We start from the raw sequence: 18,560 nt of genomic DNA, 5'->3' as shown, positions 1-18,560 counted from the left end.
GCAATGCGCATATTCTCTCAATTCGCTTTCTTACCGCTACTGCTCACGCTCGCATTCCCAGCTGGCGCTCAGAACCCCACGCCCGCCGAGACGATCCAAAGCATCGCCCAGATGCAGAAGCTGATCAGCCAGACATACAAACTGGAAAGCGCCGGCGAAGGAATCGTGAATCTGGAGACTATCGCGCTGCTCGCAGCCTACGGCGGCTGGACGCGATACGAGGGAGAAGCCGCCACAGGTGGAATACGGCCGAACGAGAACCAAAACATCGTCAAGTTCATCGGGCGAATAAAGCCAGACATGGCCAACGCACTGAAGGCGGCGCAGCGAAACAAAGGCGCGACCGAAGACGAATTGAAACGATTCTTAGATATCCACGCCAACGTTGAGAAATTATCCGCAGTGGCAATGGAAGTGCATGATCTACTCGTAGAAGGCAAGAAGGACGAAGCCAACGTCGTCTACCGTGACAGGTCGATCCCTCTTATACAGTCGGTAAACGCAGACGCATACACATTGATCACAGGATTGGAGAAGAAAATCGACAAGACAGCCCTCCAAGCCCGCCTCGCAAAGTAGATGGCCGACGGGGAGCGACAAGAGTTACAGGACACTGTTCTGGTCCAAATCAACCGACTTATTGCGAGTCAGTCCTTACTGATTACCGGCGTTCTGCACCGACGACGAGAGCGCGGCGAGGTGGATTCCTTGGCGGAACCCTCAAAATGGTGACATGGCCGAGTTGCTGCGCGAGAGGGTCGCATTTGCGCTCGACAGGAACACCGGACCATAGGCTGGAGATCTGGCCGCACCCTGCGGAATGAGAGTTTCGACCTCGTGGGTCAGTTGGCGACAGCCGATACGAAGCGTCGCCTCAAACAACCGACAGATGCTCCTGGGTAGCGCGGAGTTTCACGAAAAGAACTCGTCGTCTTCCTGGCCGGTGAACTCCCATGGCTTCGGACCCATGCTGCGCGTGGTCTCGACCCGACCGCGTGATACCGGCGAGAGCCCGAGCTCGCTCATGAACTTGTGCATCAGTTCGACGTTCTTGTTCGAGATCGCCAGCCAGGGAGATTGCTGAACATAACCGGCGGGCGTCCTGAGGAGGGGAGGAGTCTCCTTCAGCTTCTTCTCAGCCTCCACCCATCGACCGTAGGCTTGGCAATAGGCTGCGAGCGCCGCGCGGTCGAGTTCGCTGATCACGCCGAGGTCATGGAGGTAGCGGGCCAGCCGTTTCCATTCGGTCTTGGCCGCCGACATCAGATGCGCCGGGCAGGTGGGAATGGCGGTGATCTGTCACTTTACAGAACCCGGCAATTGGTCCCTGTGCATCGCATGGAGGACTTGCGGCGCGGCGAGGTGATGATCGCCAACTGGCACCGGCTGGCGAAGAAGGAAACCAACACCGTAAACGGCGACTCCGCCAAGGTCGTGAAGACCGGCGAACCCGTCGAGATCGTGAAGAACGCCGGCAAGCCCAACGAAACCGTGGAAGTGAAATACTTCGAGTCCGATGCTGCATGGTTCAAGCGCATCCGCCGCGAGCTGAGCAGCGGCAAGGGCCGCAGCCCGCACTGGCTGATTTTCAACGACGAGGCGCATCACGCCTACCGGCGCGGCGATGCCGCGATCGAGGAACAATCGATCGACGAGGACAAAGACCTCGCCAGCAAGAATGAGCGCGAGGCGACTATCTGGATTGAAGGGCTGGACCGCATCGACAAACTGGCTGGGGGCAGCCGGCGGCGCGGTATCCATCTCTGCGTCGATCTGTCGGCGACGCCCTTCTACATTCAGGGCTCCGGCAATGAGGTCGGCAAGCCCTTCCCGTGGATCGTCTCTGACTTCGGCCTGCTCGACGCCATCGAATCCGGCCTTGTGAAGATTCCGCAGCTTCCCACCCGCGACGTAGCCGGAGCCGAGGAAGCGGCCTATTTCAATATCTGGCGATGGGTGCAGGCGAAGGCGAAAGAGGACGGGTACGGCACTAACGTGACGCCTGAAATCGTCATGAACTATGCCAGCGCCCCCATCAATCTGCTGGCCACTGAATGGCATCAACGGTTTCTTGAATGGGAGCAGCATTCCAAGCAGCAGCAAAGGCATCCGGTTCCGCCAGTCTTCATCGTCGTCTGCCGCGACACAGCCGTCGCGCGCGAGGTTCATTCGTGGCTCGCCAACGGCAATGATGGCTACGGCGTCTCGCCGCCGTGGTTCCGCAACACGCCCGGCGAGGAAGTGATCGTCCGCATCGACTCCAAGGTGATGGAGGACATCGAGGCCGGCGGCACGAAGGACGAGACGCGCCGGCTGCGTTTCATTCTCGATACCGTCGGCAAGGCCGAGTGGCCCGGCGGCAAGGTGCCGGAAGAATGGTCCGAGCTTGTGCGCAAGCACAACGAGAAGGCCGCAAGCGACGACAATGACGGCTCGCTGAAATGGATCGACGAGCGCACACCGCCGGGGCGAGACATTCGGTGCATCGTTTCCGTCGCAATGCTGGCCGAGGGGTGGGACGCTAACACCGTGACCCATATCGTCGGTTTGCGGCCGTTCGGGTCGCAGCTCCTGTGCGAGCAAGTCGTCGGCCGCGCCCTGCGCCGCAAGAGCTATGCGCTCAACGAGGATACGCAGATGCTCGCCGAGGAAACCGCCAAGGTCTTCGGCGTGCCATTCGAGCTGATTCCGTTCAAGGTCGCACCGGCCGGGCCGCAGTTGCCGCAGCCCCACCCGAACCACATCTATTCGGTGCCCGAGAAGGCGGAGTACGAGATCACATTCCCGATCGTGACCGGCTATCACCAGTCGGGAAGCTTCGAGGTTTTCGTCGATTGGGACCAGGTGGCGAAGGTCACGATCGACCCCATGCGCATCCCGCAGCGCGTCGAACTGACACCGCTCACCACGCCGGACGGCACGTTGGCGGCCTACGGCCCCGGCGAAAGGCCCGTCCTTTCTTTGAAAGAGTGGCGTACGCTGTTCCGCGACCAGCAGGTAGCCTTCCGGCTCGCCCGAGAAATCTGCGTCCGCTGGCAGGCCGACAATGGTGCTGCCGCCGTACCGGTTCAGCAGCTTTTCCCGCGCGTCGCCTTCGCCGCGAAACGCTTCCTTGCCGAAAAGCTGGAAAGGAAGGGCGACAGCCAGCCATGCGACGTTTTGCTTGTGGGCGAATACACGCAGGCTGCGGTCGGCGCGTTGCTCGACGCCATAAAGAAAGGCTCCTCAACATCCGCCGCCGAAGTGGCGATCATCCCGCAAGGGGCGGCCGGGCGCGGCAGCACGCTCTACGTCGATTTCCACACGACGAAGCCGATCCAGCCCGCCACACGCTGCCATCTCAACGCCATGGTCGCGGACACGCAGAAGTGGGAACAGATCGCAGCCCTTGTTCTCGACACGCATCCGGGCGTTCGGAAGTGGGTGAAGAACGAACGGCTTGGTTTCTTCATTCCCTACCGCCGCCACGGACTGCCGGCAAAATACGTCCCAGACTTTATCGTTGTGACCGACGCGGATCAGAACGTCATCGTCGAGATCAAGGGTCAGGTCACCGACAATGCCGACGCAAAGGCCAAGGCGGCGGAGCGATGGGCCAAGGCCGTGACGCAGCTCGGCCAGCACGGAACCTGGAGTTATCTTCTTGTCACTGACTCGAGCCGTCTGGGCTTGATGCTGAATACTTTCACGGTGGCAAGTTGGGACCAGTGCGAGTTCCAACTGACTTGAAGCGCTTTTTCGATCAGGTTGCCACCGCCAAGCAGGTGATACTACAAACTCGGCTTTAAAGAGTTTAACGCTAAGTCCTTGAAATCGCTCGATCTGAAGACCTCTGTGCTAAACGGCGAAGCACACAGCTTTGGAGAAAATCCGCTCTCTGAAGAGCGATTCGGCTGGTTTGCCGCTCAGGCCAGCACACAGCTTTTTGCTGAAAGCCGCGGGAAAGCTGGGCTTTTGAGGCGCCTCTTGTCAACGCGGAGAATAGTTTGCTGGGCGGTGCTGGTAGCGGAGGAGGGATTCGAACCCCCGACACAAGGATTATGATTCCTCTGCTCTAACCTACTGAGCTACTCCGCCCCGGTTGGCCGGGCCTCGAAATCGCCCGCGTTTTGTCGCGGCTGCTCCGGGCGAAGGAAGCCCGAGCAGCTTAGATCGAGAAGCTGCGGCGCGACATGGCAAAAGGGAAGGCGGAGCGCGACATCCCTGACAAATGCAGCAGCCTACATCGCGACGATGAGGTTCGCCATCATCGAAAAGCACCGGGGCGTCTGGCCGGTGCCATGGCAAGCGACGCTCTGGATATGTCGTGTTCCGGTCAGGACTGGACTGTAGCGCCATCAACCAATCGGCAGATCCGTAGATATCCCGTAGATCGCGGGATTTCTCGCCGATTCTACATGCCACTAAGTGCTTGGAAAGAGTGGCTCCCCGGGCCGGATTCGAACCAGCGACCAACCGGTTAACAGCCGGATGGTCGCTGCTACAGATGCCTTCGTCGCCTTCATCGGTCCGAGTCAGATGCTCGGCACATCGGTCGGCAACGTTCTGCCGAGGCCCGTTTGAGCTCAGACCAGTAACACTGTGAGATGGCTGTTCGCCGAAATCCGCCGACGTATATTCGACGCGTATTCGATGATTGCAAATGAGGAACAGTTAAGTCCCTGATTTTATTGGCACGCCCAACGGGAATCGAACCCGTGTTTCCGCCGTGAAAGGGCGGCGTCCTAGACCGCTAGACGATGGGCGCGCTCGGAACGAACCGGCTTATAGTGAGCTTGGCGGGAACCGGCAACCCGTCATCAAGCGGAAATCCAAACTTTTTTCAGCTCCTGCGCCGGCGGCAGCGCCAGTTCCAGTCGCGCTCGGGACCGACGTCGATATGCACCGATTCCGTGTGGCAATAAGTGCCGACGCCCCCACGGCCGGGCATCGAGCGGACGAACTTCGCGAGTTCCCACTTGCTGACGCCCTGCACCTGCACGTCGGCTGCCGCGCAGTACATGTGCAGTGAATTCTTGGCGCCACGAGCCCGGCGGTTGTGGGCCGGGCTGCGATAGCCCGACGTCACCACGATCTTGCGGCCGTAATGCTGCTCGACCGTCTTGAGCACGCGTACCAGCGACGGCTTGAGGCACGAGACGTCGACCCGATCGGTCTGCGTCATCAGGCCGTTCGGAGCCAGCCGGGCGAGACCGGCCGCGGATGCGACACGAATCGGCCCGATATCCTCGTCTTCGTGCAGATCGACGTCACTGTCGTCGTCGAGTCCCGACTTGCGCTTGATCTCGAACAGGTCCGTCTGCCGGACGCCGGGCAATGCATAGTCGCCGCCAGAACTGGTCGCCAGCGACGCCTTGACGAGCTTGGGCCGTTGTGTCGAGGCGAGTTCGATGATCGGGGTCGGCTTGCGGGCGGGTGCGGGCGCCGCCGCAGTACTCGGTGCTGCCGCGGCCGCCGGCGCCGTACCGAACAGTGACGACAGGAAGCCGCGCTTCTTGGGTTCGATCGGGGCGTCCGGCTTGGGGTCGATTGCCGTCACATAGACCTCGCCCTCGGCTGCGGGAGTATCAGGGGCCTTGGAAGGCTTCGGCGCGGGGATCGCGGCGGCTGTGGCGCCTTGACCCGCTTCCCCGGGCGCCGCCGATTTGGCCTCGGGCTGCGCGTCAGCCGCCGGAGAAGCGGCCGGCTCCTGGCCGGAGGAAGCCGCGGCCGCGGGAATGTCAGGGAATTTCGCTAGCGGATTCGAGGTCGGCAGATAGGCGACCTGCTGCGGAAGTGCCGTTTCGGCTGAGGCCGAAGCAAGCGTGGGTGATGTCGTCGTCGCTGCGGGTGCGGCAGACTGGTCGCCTTCGGTCCCGGTTTGCGTGGCAGCGGTGGTGTTCTCTGCCGCACTTGCCTCTGCGGCCGCCTGCTCCATCACGCCGGCCACGCCGGGCGCATAGGATGGAGAGGTCATATTGAAGGTGGTTTCACCATTGGTCGTGCAGGAAGCCAGGAACGCAGAGAACATCGCAATCGAAACGATGCGCCATTCCCTCGTCGCGTTAAGCGATCGCCCTCGTTTCAATACGCTTCCCCTTCTCCGTTTCCCCGGCGCCGTCACCGCGGCTTCAAAAATGCCGGCTTCGGGCCGGCTTCTGCCGAAGGAAACCATATGAACGAATCTGCCCGTCTCGCAAAACCATCCCGCTAGGAATGGAATAAGGCAGCTTCGTGAAGTGCGGTCACCATTTCGCCCGCTTTTACCGGACGGTCAATTCAACGGACATTACAAACTGTTACATATTGCCTGGAGGCCGCAGAGCAGTGCGCCCCGCTGGAGGCGGCCCATCCTGCCGGGCTGTTTGCCGGCGAGCGACTCGCACGCCTTCACTCAAACGCGCACCTTCACATAGGCTCCCGGCGCATCGCCGAACGTCTCGGTGCGGGCGCCTGGCTTGCGCGCCTTGACCCGACGGTTGTCCTTGGCCTCGATCCAGGCCTGCCAGTGCGGCCACCACGACCCGGGGTTCTCCTTGGCCTTGGCCACCCATTCGTCGAAGTCGCCAACCGGCTTTCCACCGGTCCAATGCTGGTACTTCTTCGAAGCGGGCGGATTGACGACGCCCGCGATGTGGCCGGAGCCCGCCATCACATACTCGACCTCGCCGCCGAAATAGCGGCAACCGAGGAACACGGAGCGCGCCGGGGCGATATGATCCTCGCGTGACGCCAGATTGTAGACGGGGATCGCGATGTCGCCCAGCGAGACGGTGTGTCCGGCGAGTTGCATGCGGCCTTGGGACAGGTTGTTCTCCAGATAGCAGTTGCGCAGGTAGTAGGAGTGGTTGGCGGCTCCCATCCGCGTCGAATCCGCGTTCCAATAGAGCAGGTCGAACGGCATCGGCTCCTTGCCGCGCATATAGTTGTTGACGACATAGGGCCAGATGAGGTCACCCGAGCGCAGCATGTTGAAGGCGGTCGCCATCTTCGTGCCCTCGAGATAGCCCTTCTCGTTCATCGCGCGTTCGAGAGCGGCGATCTGGTCCTCGTCGACGAAGACCTTGAGGTCGCCGGCATAGGTGAAATCAACCTGCGTCGTGAAGAAGGTGACCGAACGGATGCGGTCGTCGCCTTCCTGGGCCATCAGGGCAAGGGCGGCTGCGAGCAGCGTGCCGCCGACGCAATAGCCGATTGCGTTGACCTCGCGTTCGCCTGTCGCCGCTTCGACCGTGTCGAGGCCGTATTCGATGCCCTCGCGTATATAGGCTTCCCAGCTCTTGGTGCCGTGGCGCTCGTCGGGATTGATCCAGGAGATCACGAACACAGTGTGGCCCTGCTCGACCGCCCAGCGAATGAACGACTTCTCGGGGTTGAGATCGAGAATGTAGAACTTGTTGATCCAGGGCGGGCAGATCAGCAGCGGCCGTTTCAGTACGGTCTGTGTCGTCGGTTCGTACTGGATGATCTCGGCGACATCGCTCTTGCCCACCACCTTGCCCGGGGAAACGGCGATGTTCTTGCCGACCTCGAACCGCGAGTAGTCCGCCTGACGCAGCTTCAGGTCGCCTTTGCCGGCATGGATGTCCTCGGCCAGCATGCGCATGCCCCGCACCAGGTTCTCGCCGTCGCTCGCCACGGTTTCGCGGAACAGCTCGGGATTGGTCAGGATGAAGTTGGACGGCGAGACGGCGTGGCTGATCTGCTTCACATAGAAGCCGGCCTTGTGGCGGGTGTGCTCGTCGAGCCCCTCGGCGTGCTCGACGAGATCGGCCGCCCAGCGCGAACTCACCAGATAGGCCTGCTTCAGGAAGTCGAAGAAGGCGTTGCGTCCCCAGTCCGGATCCTGGAACCGCCTGTCGCCGCTGTCGGGCTTCACCGCATTCTCGGGCGCCTCGCCGCCGATCTTGCGGATCGCGTTGGCCCAGACGTTCATATAGCCGGAGAACAGGCGGGTCTGCGCATCGAGCGCGCGCTGCGGGTCGGACAGCCAGTATTCGGTGAGCTTGGAGAAGGTCTTGATCATGTCGGCGACCGGCTCGGCGACGCTGTCGCGCACCTCGCCACGCTCCCGCGGACCGGCCCAGGCTGCTGCGGCCTTGCCCGCCTCCTCGATCATCCGCGCCAGATTGAGTGCGAAGCGCTCAGGATCCTTCACGATGTACTGCTCGACCGGCGACGCCGCATCGGTCTTGCCAGAATCGTCGGGTTTAGACATGCTGCTCCTGTCCTCCCATGGGCCCTTTTGTTGACATGTTATCACGGGACCTCGAAGAGGGTCCAACACCTACCTACAGCGCCCGATGGGGAAAGAATATGACACAGCGTATCGGCTTTCTCCCCGGCTTTCGCAGCTTGACCCGAGGTCTCGTGGGCATTGGGGTGATCGCATCGCTGAGTGCTTGCGCCTCCCCGGACAGCGCGACGTCCCGGACCGCGTCCGCCGGAGCGGAGCGCAAGGGCATGAATACCGGGACCTTTCCGAACCTCAACGTGCCGCCGAAGGTCGCGGCCGAGCAGATCACGCCCGAGGAAAAGTCAGCCAAGCTGGCTCAGCTCAAGGCCGAGAAGCAGCAGCTGACGGCCGAGGGAGCGACGGCGAAGCCGACCGCCAACACGGCCGAATTGAAGAAGCTTGCGCAAAGCCACGCCCAGGACGCATTGAAGCAGATCGAGGGCGAATAGCGCCGGACGGTTGCCCGGCGCGGCGGCAACGGTGCCTTCGCGGGCGCGATTCGCGCGGTCGGTCGATCTTGCCGGGACGATCGAGGCTGAGGCGGTTCGATTTTCGAAGTCTTTTCGGAAAGGCCGGGCCCTGATCTATCGACCCTCGTGGCAATTGGGTGTATATCGCGCCCGCGCTGTTGCTCCGCCCCCCTGGAACCGACCGAGATGGAAGAATTTCACAAAGTCCGCAGGCTCCCGCCTTATGTGTTCGAGCAGGTCAATCGGCTGAAGGCCAGCGCACGATCGCGCGGCGCCGACATCATCGACCTCGGGATGGGCAATCCGGACCTGCCGACGCCGAAGGCCATCGTCGACAAATTGTGCGAGGTCGTGCGCGACCCGCGCACCCATCGCTACTCGTCCTCGCGCGGCATACCGGGGCTGCGCCGCGCACAGGCCAACTATTACGCACGACGCTTCGGCGTGAAGCTTGATCCCGACACCCAGGTCGTCGCGACGCTGGGATCGAAAGAGGGCTTCGCCAACATGGCGCAGGCGATCACGGCGCCTGGCGACGTGGTGCTCTGCCCCAATCCGACCTATCCGATCCACGCCTTCGGCTTCATCATGTCGGGCGGTGTCATCCGCTCGCTTCAAGTCGAGCCGAACGACGGCTTCATTCCGGCGCTGGAGCGCGGCATCCGCCACTCGATCCCCAAGCCGCTGGCGCTGATCCTCAATTATCCCTCCAACCCGACTGCGCTGGTCGCGTCGCTGGATTTCTACAAGGATGTGGTCGCCTTCGCGAAGAAGAACGACATCATCATCCTGTCCGACCTCGCTTATTCCGAAATCTACTTCGACTGCCCGCCGCCGCCCTCGGTCCTCGAGGTTCCCGGCGCCATCGACATCACCGTCGAGTTCACCTCCATGTCGAAGACCTTCTCCATGCCCGGCTGGCGCATGGGCTTCGCCGTCGGCAATGAAAGGCTGATCGCGGCGCTGACGCGGGTCAAATCCTACCTCGACTATGGCGCGTTCACGCCGATCCAGGTGGCCGCGACGGCGGCGCTCAACGGTGACGGATCCGATATCGCCGAGGTGCGCGAGGTCTATCACAAGCGTCGCGACGTGATGGTGGACTCCTTCGGCCGAGCCGGCTGGAACGTTCCAGCGCCACCGGCGTCGATGTTCGCCTGGGCGCCGATCCCGGAGCCGTTCAAGCGGCTTGGCTCGCTGGAGTTCTCGAAGCTTCTGATCGAGAAGGCGGATGTCGCCGTCGCACCCGGTATCGGCTTCGGCGAGTATGGCGACGATTTCGTCCGTATCGCCCTGGTCGAGAACGAGCACCGCATCCGTCAGGCGGCGCGCAACATCAAGCGTTTCCTGTCGTCGGCGGAGGGGCCTGCCGACAACGTGGTTTCGCTCGCCGCGCGGCGCTGATCGCGCGGCAACGTTTTTTCACCAGAGCACCCCGCGTCCCTCGGACGCGCTGGGGACGCTCCAAGACTTTAGATTTGCGCGTCGAGCTTTCCGAAAGTCGGTTCCGATTTTCGGGCCGATGCCGCGGCGATCGAGGGACGATACGGTCATGGCCGAAGCTTTGCGTGTTGGAATTGCCGGCCTGGGCACGGTGGGTGCCTCGGTCGCGCGCGTGCTCGCCGACAAGGCGGCAGAACTGACGCGTCAGTGCGGCCGCGACCTGGTCGTGACCGCCGTCTCGGCCCGCAGCCGGGGCAGGGACCGCGGGGTGGATCTCGGTAAGGCGCAATGGTTCGACGATCCGGCCGAGCTGGCGCGCAAGGCCGACATCGATGTGTTCGTCGAACTGATCGGCGGTGAGGACGGACCGGCGCTGGAGGGAGTCAAGGCGGCGCTCGAAGCCGGCCGCCATGTGGTCACCGCGAACAAGGCGCTGCTCGCCAGGCACGGCGTCGCACTGGCCGAGATCGCCGAGAAGAAGGGAGTGCTGCTCAACTACGAGGCGGCGGTCGCCGGCGGCATTCCGGTGATCAAGACCATGCGCGAGGCGATGGCCGGCAATTCGGTCACGCGCGTCTTCGGCATCCTCAACGGCACCTGCAACTACATCCTGACGCGCATGGAGGCCGAAGGGCTGTCCTTCGATGCCTGCCTGAAGGAGGCGCAGCGCCTCGGCTATGCCGAGGCCGATCCGACCTTCGACATCGAGGGTCACGACACAGCGCACAAGCTGTCGATCCTGACGAGCCTGGCATTCGGCAGCCGCATCGCGGCCGACGACATCTATCTGGAAGGCATCTCCAACATCACCCAGGCCGATATCCGCGCCGCGGGCGAACTCGGTTACCGCATCAAGCTGCTGGGCGTCGCCCAGAAGACGGAAAGCGGGATCGAACAGCGTGTGCATCCGACCATGGTGCCGACCTCGTCTGTCATCGCCCAGGTGCACGGCGTCACCAATGCCGTGGCGATCGAGACCGACATCCTGGGCGAACTTTTGCTGTCCGGTCCCGGTGCCGGAGGCAATGCGACCGCATCGGCGGTGGTCGGCGATATCGCCGACATCGCCAAGAGCCGCCCGGGCTTCCAGCACGGCCCAGTCTTCGGCCGTCCCGCCCGGGAACTCAGGCCCTACAAGAAGGCCCAGATGCGCTCCCACGCCGGCGGCTATTTCATCCGGCTCACCGTGCACGACCGGATCGGCGTCTTCGCGGCGATCGCCAAGCGTATGGCCGACAACGAGATATCACTGGAATCGATCGTCCAGCATTCGGCGGGTCCCGAGGCCGGTTCGCAAAAGACGGTCGTTCTCGTCACCCATGAGACGACCGAGGCTGCCGTACGGAAGGCCGTCGAGGGGATCACCAAGGATGGCCACCTCACCGACAAGCCGCAGGTGATCCGCATCGAGCGCGCGGAATAGCACGCGACAAGGCGACCGATCCCGCTTGCGCGGCGCCGCGTCCCGCCAGCCGAAAAACTTAATCGATTGATATGTTTGGCCGGCCCGGCAAAGCCCGCCGAAGGTCTTGCCGTTGTCATTTCACTTTGACAAAAGGAGAGCCCGCAGGCGCGACGCGCGCCGAAACGACAATGAATTTCAGCAGGAACCACAGATGGCGAAAGGCGCGACAACCGGTGGTCTGGACCGGATCCTCACCCTCGAACTGGTGCGCGTCACAGAACGCGCAGCCGTGGCCGCGGCGCGGCTGAGGGGTCGGGGCGACGAGAAGGCGGCCGACCAGGTGGCGGTGGACGCGATGCGTTCGGAACTCAACCGGCTGCCGATCAAGGGCACGGTGGTTATCGGCGAGGGCGAACGCGACGAGGCGCCGATGCTCTATATCGGCGAGGAGGTCGGCACCGGGGAGGGGCCGGATGTCGACATCGCGCTCGATCCGCTGGAAGGCACCACGATCTGCGCCAAGAACCTGCCCAACTCGCTGGCCGTCATCGCCATCGCCGAAAAGGGCAGCCTGCTCTTCGCGCCTGACGTCTATATGGACAAGATCGCGATCGGACCGGGCTATCCCGCGGGCATCGTGGATATCGACGCTTCTGCCGCCGAGAACATCGCCAATCTCGCCAAGGCCAAGGGAGTTCCGGTCTCGGAGGTCACGGCTTGCATTCTCGACCGCCCGCGCCACGCGCGCCTGATCGAGGACGTCCGGGCCACTGGCGCCGCGATCCGGCTGATCGGCGACGGCGACGTCGCCGGCGTCATCCACACCACCGATCCGGATGAGACCGGCATCGACATCTATCTCGGCATCGGCGGCGCGCCGGAAGGCGTGCTGGCGGCGGCCGCGCTGCGCTGTATCGGCGGCCAGATGCAGGGGCGCCTGCAGCTCAACACCGACGAGAAGATCGCGCGCGCGGCCAAGATGGGAATCTCGGACCCGAACAAGGTCTACCGCATGGACGAGATGGCGCGCGGCGACGTGCTGTTCGCGGCCACCGGAGTCACCGACGGCAACATGCTGTCTGGCGTGAAGTTCGGACGCCACTCGATCCAGACCCACACGATCGTCATGCGCTCGTCGTCCCAGACGGTGCGTGAGATCAAGGCCAGGCATCAGGATCTCGACAAGTTCTGACGGGCAAGCCTTTGCGCAAGCGCGGCGGCCTCGGCTATCGTCCTCGAATCATGTGTGGACGAAGGATCGCGACGGCACATCGCTTCGAAAGACGGCCGCTGGACCCCAAAGGCTCCGGCGGCCTGTTGCCGGCGCGAGGTGTCCACGGATGACCCTGGACAAGCGTTTCTTCCTCGACGTCAGACGTTCCGCGACCGGTATCGCTTGGGAGCACCGGCTGAACGAGCGGCAGGAGATGGCCGCACTCGCGATCGCGCAGGGCCATGGCACCGGCGATCTCCTGGCGCGCGTACTCGCCGGCAGGGGCGTTACCAGCGACTCGACCGGGCGTTTCCTCGATCCCACGATCCGCGACCTGCTGCCCGATCCCGCATCGCTCACCGATATGGAGGCGGCCGCGGATCGGATCGCCCGGGCGGTCCTGCGCCGCGAGAAGGTGGCGATTTTCGGCGACTACGACGTCGACGGAGCGGCCTCCTCGGCGCTGCTCAGGCGCTACCTGGCGCATTACGGCGTGTCGGCCGACATCTACATCCCGGACCGCATCTTCGAGGGCTACGGTCCCAATCCGGACGCGATGCGGGAACTGGTCGCGCGCGGCGCGAGCCTCATCGTCACCGTCGATTGCGGCACCAACAGCGCGGCCTCGATCGAAGCCGCAAAGGCGGCTGGCGCCGATGTCGTCGTGCTTGATCATCATCAGGTGGGTGGGCCGCTGCCCGCGGCGACGGCCGTCGTCAATCCCAACCGGAACGACGACCTGTCGGGCCAAGGGCATCTGTGCGCGGCCGGCGTCACGTTCCTTGCGCTGGTCCAGACCGCCAAGTTGCTGCGCGCCCACAATACCGGAACCGCCGCTCCGAACCTGCTGTCGATGCTCGACCTGGTGGCGCTGGCCACGGTTTGCGACGTCGTCCCGCTCGTCGGCGTCAACCGTGCCTTTGTGGTGAAAGGCCTGATCGCCATCCGCCAGCAGAACAATCCAGGCCTCGCGGCGCTGGCGCGCGTGTCGCGCATCGGCGAGCCTGTCAATGCCTTCCATCTCGCTTTCCTGATCGGGCCGCGCATCAATGCGGGCGGGCGCATCGGCGACGCGGCCTTGGGCAGCCGCCTGCTGGCGACCGACGAGCAGACCGAGGCCGACGCGATCGCCGAGACGTTGAACCGGCTGAACCAGGAGCGGCAGGCAATGGAGCAGGAGATGCTTGCCGAAGCGCGCGCCGAAGCCGACGCCGAGCTGCTCGGCGGGGCCGGGCCGGGCGTCCTGGTGACGGCAAGCGAAAGATGGCATCCCGGCATTGTCGGGCTGCTGGCGTCGCGGCTCAAGGATCACGCTCGACGTCCGTCCTTTGCGATAGCCTTCAACGCGAACGGCGTCGGAACCGGTTCGGGACGTTCCGTCTCCGGCTTCGATCTCGGCCGGCTGGTGCGGGAGGCAGCGGCCGAGGGCCTGATCGTCAAGGGTGGAGGCCACGCCATGGCCGCCGGCATCACCGTGGAGCGGTCGAAGCTCGGCGCTCTCCGTGCTTTCTTCGAGGCGAAGGCCGCCTCCGAGGTGATGCGGCTGCGCGACGAGGAGAGCCTCAAGATCGACGCCGCACTCTCGGCCGATGGAGCCACGCAGGACCTTCTGGACGCGCTGGAGCGGGCCGGGCCTTACGGTGCGGGCCACCCGGCGCCGGTCCTGGTGCTGCCTCGACATCGTCTGGCCGACGCGCGGCTGATCGGCACCAATCACATCCGCGCCGACCTGAAGTCGGAGAGCGGCGGCAGGATTCAGGCAATCGCATTCCGCGCGGACGGAACCGATCTCGGCCAGTTCCTGATCAAGCATCGCGGCGCGACTGTTCATGTCGCCGGCGCGTTGTCGGGAAACTATTGGAACGGCGCGCGCAACGTGCAGTTCCGCATCATCGATGCCGCGCCAGCGTGATCCCGCCGGTCAGGCGAGCACGGTCTGCAGCCGTGTCAGATCGGCGATCTGGGCCTTCGTCGCCTCGTAGCCGAGATTGATCGCCTCGTCGGCGCGATGGAACTCCGAAAGGCCGATATGGCCGAGCTTCGGCTGGAGTGAAAGATCTGGCGGGTCGCCCGCGAGGCGGGCCCGCGAGATGCGGTCCTGGATGATGTTGAAGGCTTCGACCATGACGCCGGTGATGCCGAGGCGAGACTCCCTGGAAGTGAGCTCGCTGCTCGACCGGCCGCTGCGGTCGGCGTCCCGCTCGACGACGAGTTCGCCGGCGCTGTGCTTGATGACGGCGGCCCGGCCATAGAGGTCGTAGTGAAGGTTTACAGCCACGACCAGCGGCTGCTCATAGGCGCGGCAGACCGACACCGGCACGGGGTTGACCAGTGCGCCATCGACCAGGACGCGCTTGTTGCACGTCACCGGTTCGAACACGCCGGGCAGGGCATAGGATGCGCGCATCGCGGTGATCAGCGATCCGCTCGACAGCCAGATTTCGTGGCCGGTGCGGATCTCGGACGCGACGCAGACGAAGGGCTTCGGCAAGTCGTCGAAGGTCATCCCGGAGAGGTGCTGCTGCAGCCGCGCGTTGAGCTTCATGCCACCGAACAGGGCGTTGCCGGCGAACTGCAGATCGAGAAGGCCGAAAATCCGGCGCTTGGTGAGGCTGCGGGCGAATTCCTCGAGTTCGTCGAGCTTTCCAGCCAGGTAGCAACCGCCGACCAGTGCACCGATCGAGGTGCCCGCGATCATGTTGATCTCTATGCCGGCTTCATCGAGCGCGCGAAGCACGCCGATATGTGCCCAGCCACGCGCGGCGCCGCCACCCAGGGCGAGCGAGATGCCCGACTTCCCTACCGGCTTTGCTTCGGGTGCCCCGCCCAATGAGGAGAAGTCGTTCGCTTCCCTCACATCGGCCCTGCTGCGCATCGACGCCCATTCGAGCATCGCACTCTCCCCTTGTGTCCCACCCTTCCTGATACAGCTTTATCGTATAGGAACGATGAATCTACGTGGTTTTCAAATCATCAACGCGTCATCTCTTTGCATGATAGACGCTTGAACTATCGAACAGGGCTTCGCTTCCGTCGTTTCTCAGTCCTATTCCATCGGCTCCGGCTTCAACTACCCTGTAGAAGCAAGAACGTTTGCCTGTGTGACAAGTTGCGTCGTGTCCTGCGACTTTCACCTTAAGCCAGATCGCATCCTGGTCGCAGTCCGTCCGGACTTCCACCACGTGCTGCACGTTTCCCGAGGTCTCGCCTTTCTTCCACAGCGATGCCCTGGAACGCGACCAATAGTGCGCAATTCCGGACTTTATGGTTAGGGCGAGCGCCTCGGCGTTCATATGGGCGACCATCAGCAACATGCCATCGCCCGCGTCGGTGACGACGGCCGTAATGAGGCCGTTGGCGTCGAACCGCGGCGAAAAGACGCTGCCCTGTTCGAGCAGGGCCTTGTCGCCGGCCGGTTCTGGAAAAACGATCGTCTGCATGTCCAATTCCTTAGGGAAGGACCGTGAGAACAGCGTGAAGCCACCGTTCCGCTAGAGGTTTCGACTGGCGGGCAGCGCTAGTTTCCGCTCCGAATGCCGGCACGGACCATGGTGACGAAGCGGACCTGCTCCTCCGGAGCCTTGAACGCCCCGGTGAAGGTCGACGTCAGCGTCGAGGAGCCCTGTTTCTTGATGCCACGCATGGCCATGCACATATGCTCGGCCTCGATCATCACGGCGACGCCGCGGGGGTTGAGAACTTCCTGGATCACATTGGCGATCTGCGCGGTCATTGCTTCCTGTGTCTGCAGGCGTTGCGCGAAGATGTCGACCACGCGTGCCAGCTTGGAGAGGCCAACAACCTTGTTGTCGGGCAGATAGCCGACATGCGCCCTCCCGATGATCGGCACCATGTGATGCTCGCAATGCGAATGGAACTCGATGTCCTTGAGCAGAACGAGGTCATCATAGCCGGCGACTTCCTCGAAGGTCCGGCCGAGCTCCTCGGCCGGGTTCATGTCGTAGCCCGCGAACATTTCGCGATAGGCCTTGGCAACGCGCGTGGGAGTGTCTTTCAGACCCTCGCGCTCGGGATTGTCGCCCGTCCAGCGAAGCAGGACACGAACCGCCGCCTCGACCTCTTCCTGGGTCGGGCGATCGCCCACCACCCTTTCCATGTAGTCGGACTTGGGCATGAGCTTCTTGATGACGGCATCCATAAAGGCGTCTCCCGTAGTTCCACTCTGCGGAGGAACGAGTTTAACGGACCACTGCCTGTTACGGGTTGCGCGAACGTCATGTCCAGTACCCGAAAGCGGCATGTTCTGGCTCCTGCATGTCAAGGTTCCCGCCTTGCCGATGCTGGAGCCGGACCATTATATATGCGCTGGATACGCGATTGAAAGACACGCCGGCGGCAACGCCTGTTCGCGAAACGGCGGCTGAGTGGAAAAAGATGATCAGCGACGTCTACAATACGAAAATTCTCGGCTTCGCCGGAAATATCGCGCGCATCGGCCGGCTCGACAATCCGGATGCGACGGCTATGGCGCATTCGAAGCTGTGCGGGTCGACGGTGACCGTCGACCTCAGGATGGACGGCGATACGGTGACCGATTTCGCCCATGACGTGAAAGCTTGCGCGCTTGGGCAGGCCTCGTCATCGATCATGGCGCAGAACGTCGTCGGCTCCACGGCAGCGGAGTTGCGCGAGGTTCGAGAGACCATGCGCCGGATGCTCAAGGAAAACGGGCCGCCGCCCGACGGCCGGTTCGCCGACCTGAAATATCTCGAGCCCGTGCGCGACTATAAGGCACGGCATGCCTCGACCATGCTCACTTTCGACGCGGTCGTCGACGCCATCGGCCAGATCGAGAAGAAGCGCGCCGGCGAAGCCGCCTGATCGCGGCGCGCAACGCGGAGCCGACGGTCATGTCGGCTTTGCCTGTGCCACTCCCAGTTCCTCCTTCAGCCAGGCTGCAAAAGCACTTGCCGGTTCGCTGAGCGCGGCAAGGTCCGGAGCGACCAGCCAGTAGGCGCCCCAGGGCACCTCGACTTCGAACGGCTGGACGAGGTCCTCCTCCCGCAGTTCGCGGCTGACCATCAGAGGGTCGATCAGCGCCACGCCATGGCCGAGCAAGGCTGCCTGCGCGGCAAGCGCGCCGTCGGGAAAGATGGGACCACGCGCGGGGCTGGCTTCGGCCATACCCGCTTCCTCGAACCAGCATAGCCAGCCGTCGCGGTTCTCTTCGTGCAGCAGCGTGTAGTGCCGAAGGTCGGCCGGCTCCATCAAAGGCGGCCCCGAGGCGAGCAGGGCGGGACACAGAACCGGCGTCACCGAGGTATCGAACAGATGCACCGACTGCGTCCGCGGCCAGGAGCGCTCGGTGAGGCTGTGGCGGATTGCGATCTCGGCCTCGTGGGTGCGAAATTCCACCAATTGAGGATCGACATCGACCGAGACGTCGATGTCGGGCCGAAGTGTGCGGAACTGGTTGAGCCGCGGCACGAGCCATGAGCCGGCAAAAGACGGCTCCACGCTGACCTTCACGAGGCTCTGCATCGGTGTCGCCTGGATCTCACTCAGACAATGGTCGATCTCGTCGAGGCTGCGCGTCAGCCGGTCGATCAGCTTGTATCCGATTTCGGTCAGTTCAACGCGCCTGTGCAGCCGTTCGAACAATGGATGTCCCACGAAAGCCTCGAGTTCGCGCACCTGCCGGCTGATCGCCGCCTGCGAGACGAACAGCTCCTCCGCGGCACGGCTGAAGCTCAGATGTCGCCCTGCCGCCTCGAAGCTTCTGAGGGCCGTCAACGGCAGCCGCCCACGCTTCATTCGCATAACACCATGTTATCCGACCTGGAAATTATACTC

15 protein-coding genes and 2 tRNA genes are annotated in these 18,560 nt (G+C 63.3%); 8 read left to right on the top strand and 9 right to left on the bottom strand.

Going from position 1 to position 18,560, the window contains the following annotated elements; genetic code table 11:
• Nucleotides 1-3 precede the first annotated feature (3 nt).
• Nucleotides 4-579, top strand: a complete 576-nt coding sequence (locus JN280_RS24300; protein ID WP_202306028.1) for a hypothetical protein — start codon at nt 4-6, stop codon at nt 577-579.
• A 333-nt stretch (nt 580-912) separates the two neighbouring features.
• On the opposite strand, the gene JN280_RS24295 is transcribed toward JN280_RS24300, so the two are convergent.
• The gene (locus tag JN280_RS24295; protein ID WP_202306025.1) at nt 913-1,263 is read right to left on the bottom strand and encodes a phage terminase small subunit P27 family; all 351 of its coding nucleotides are present in this window, start codon (nt 1,261-1,263) and stop codon (nt 913-915) included.
• Between JN280_RS24295 and JN280_RS24290 the strand changes: the two genes are divergently transcribed.
• A complete protein-coding gene (locus tag JN280_RS24290; RefSeq protein ID WP_446720787.1) occupies nt 1,216-3,729 on the top strand; it encodes a BPTD_3080 family restriction endonuclease in 2,514 nt (837 codons plus the stop codon). The two genes, JN280_RS24295 and JN280_RS24290, sit on opposite strands and share 48 nt — an antisense overlap.
• 271 nt (nt 3,730-4,000) lie before the next feature.
• Here the strand turns inward: JN280_RS24290 and JN280_RS24285 are convergent.
• From JN280_RS24285 to phaC, 4 genes are all read right to left on the bottom strand, one after another.
• A tRNA-Met gene (locus JN280_RS24285) sits at nt 4,001-4,077 on the bottom strand.
• 594 nt (nt 4,078-4,671) lie between these two features.
• A tRNA-Glu gene (locus tag JN280_RS24280) sits at nt 4,672-4,747 on the bottom strand.
• A gap of 75 nt (nt 4,748-4,822) precedes the next feature.
• Complete coding sequence (locus JN280_RS24275) at nt 4,823-5,956, bottom strand: YcbK family protein (RefSeq protein ID WP_342216118.1); 1,134 nt, start codon at nt 5,954-5,956, stop codon at nt 4,823-4,825.
• Nucleotides 5,957-6,373: 417 nt separating this feature from the next.
• Nucleotides 6,374-8,197 carry a class I poly(R)-hydroxyalkanoic acid synthase gene (gene phaC, locus JN280_RS24270; protein WP_202306022.1) on the bottom strand — a complete coding sequence of 608 codons (1,824 nt, stop codon included), beginning with the start codon at nt 8,195-8,197 and terminating at the stop codon, nt 6,374-6,376.
• A 245-nt stretch (nt 8,198-8,442) separates the two neighbouring features.
• On the opposite strand from phaC, the gene JN280_RS24265 reads away from it, so the two are divergent.
• The 5 genes from JN280_RS24265 (at nt 8,443) to recJ (ending at nt 14,658) form a co-directional block, all read left to right on the top strand.
• Complete coding sequence (locus tag JN280_RS24265; protein ID WP_202315346.1) at nt 8,443-8,664, top strand: hypothetical protein; 222 nt, start codon at nt 8,443-8,445, stop codon at nt 8,662-8,664.
• 207 nt (nt 8,665-8,871) lie between these two features.
• Nucleotides 8,872-10,089: an LL-diaminopimelate aminotransferase gene (locus JN280_RS24260; protein WP_202306019.1), complete on the top strand. Its 1,218-nt coding sequence runs from the start codon at nt 8,872-8,874 to the stop codon at nt 10,087-10,089.
• A 148-nt stretch (nt 10,090-10,237) separates the two neighbouring features.
• Nucleotides 10,238-11,551, top strand: coding sequence for a homoserine dehydrogenase (locus JN280_RS24255; RefSeq protein ID WP_202306018.1), 1,314 nt, complete (start codon nt 10,238-10,240; stop codon nt 11,549-11,551).
• Nucleotides 11,552-11,744: 193 nt separating this feature from the next.
• A complete protein-coding gene (gene glpX / locus JN280_RS24250; protein ID WP_202306017.1) occupies nt 11,745-12,725 on the top strand; it encodes a class II fructose-bisphosphatase in 981 nt (326 codons plus the stop codon).
• 148 nt (nt 12,726-12,873) lie between these two features.
• Entirely contained in the window at nt 12,874-14,658 is a 1,785-nt protein-coding gene (recJ, locus tag JN280_RS24245) for a single-stranded-DNA-specific exonuclease RecJ (RefSeq protein ID WP_202306009.1), read from the top strand.
• Nucleotides 14,659-14,667: 9 nt separating this feature from the next.
• Here the strand turns inward: recJ and JN280_RS24240 are convergent, their stop codons facing one another.
• From JN280_RS24240 to folE, 3 genes are all read right to left on the bottom strand, one after another.
• Nucleotides 14,668-15,639, bottom strand: a complete 972-nt coding sequence (locus JN280_RS24240) for a patatin family protein (RefSeq protein WP_202306008.1) — start codon at nt 15,637-15,639, stop codon at nt 14,668-14,670.
• Between the two features lie 88 nt (nt 15,640-15,727).
• Nucleotides 15,728-16,186: a phosphoribosyl-AMP cyclohydrolase gene (gene hisI, locus JN280_RS24235; RefSeq protein WP_202306007.1), complete on the bottom strand. Its 459-nt coding sequence runs from the start codon at nt 16,184-16,186 to the stop codon at nt 15,728-15,730.
• 77 nt (nt 16,187-16,263) lie between these two features.
• Nucleotides 16,264-16,905, bottom strand: coding sequence for a GTP cyclohydrolase I FolE (gene folE, locus JN280_RS24230; RefSeq protein WP_202306005.1), 642 nt, complete (start codon nt 16,903-16,905; stop codon nt 16,264-16,266).
• A 236-nt stretch (nt 16,906-17,141) separates the two neighbouring features.
• Between folE and JN280_RS24225 the strand changes: the two genes are divergently transcribed.
• Nucleotides 17,142-17,588: an iron-sulfur cluster assembly scaffold protein gene (locus JN280_RS24225; protein WP_202315018.1), complete on the top strand. Its 447-nt coding sequence runs from the start codon at nt 17,142-17,144 to the stop codon at nt 17,586-17,588.
• 27 nt (nt 17,589-17,615) lie between these two features.
• Here the strand turns inward: JN280_RS24225 and JN280_RS24220 are convergent, their stop codons facing one another.
• Nucleotides 17,616-18,521 (bottom strand): LysR substrate-binding domain-containing protein, encoded by a 906-nt coding sequence (locus tag JN280_RS24220; protein WP_202315017.1) that lies wholly within the window; start codon nt 18,519-18,521, stop codon nt 17,616-17,618.
• Nucleotides 18,522-18,560: the final 39 nt, after the last annotated feature.

The organism is Mesorhizobium sp. L-8-10 (assembly GCF_016756635.1).
Classification (GTDB): domain Bacteria; phylum Pseudomonadota; class Alphaproteobacteria; order Rhizobiales; family Rhizobiaceae.
This window is presented reverse-complemented; position numbering and strand designations above follow the sequence as displayed.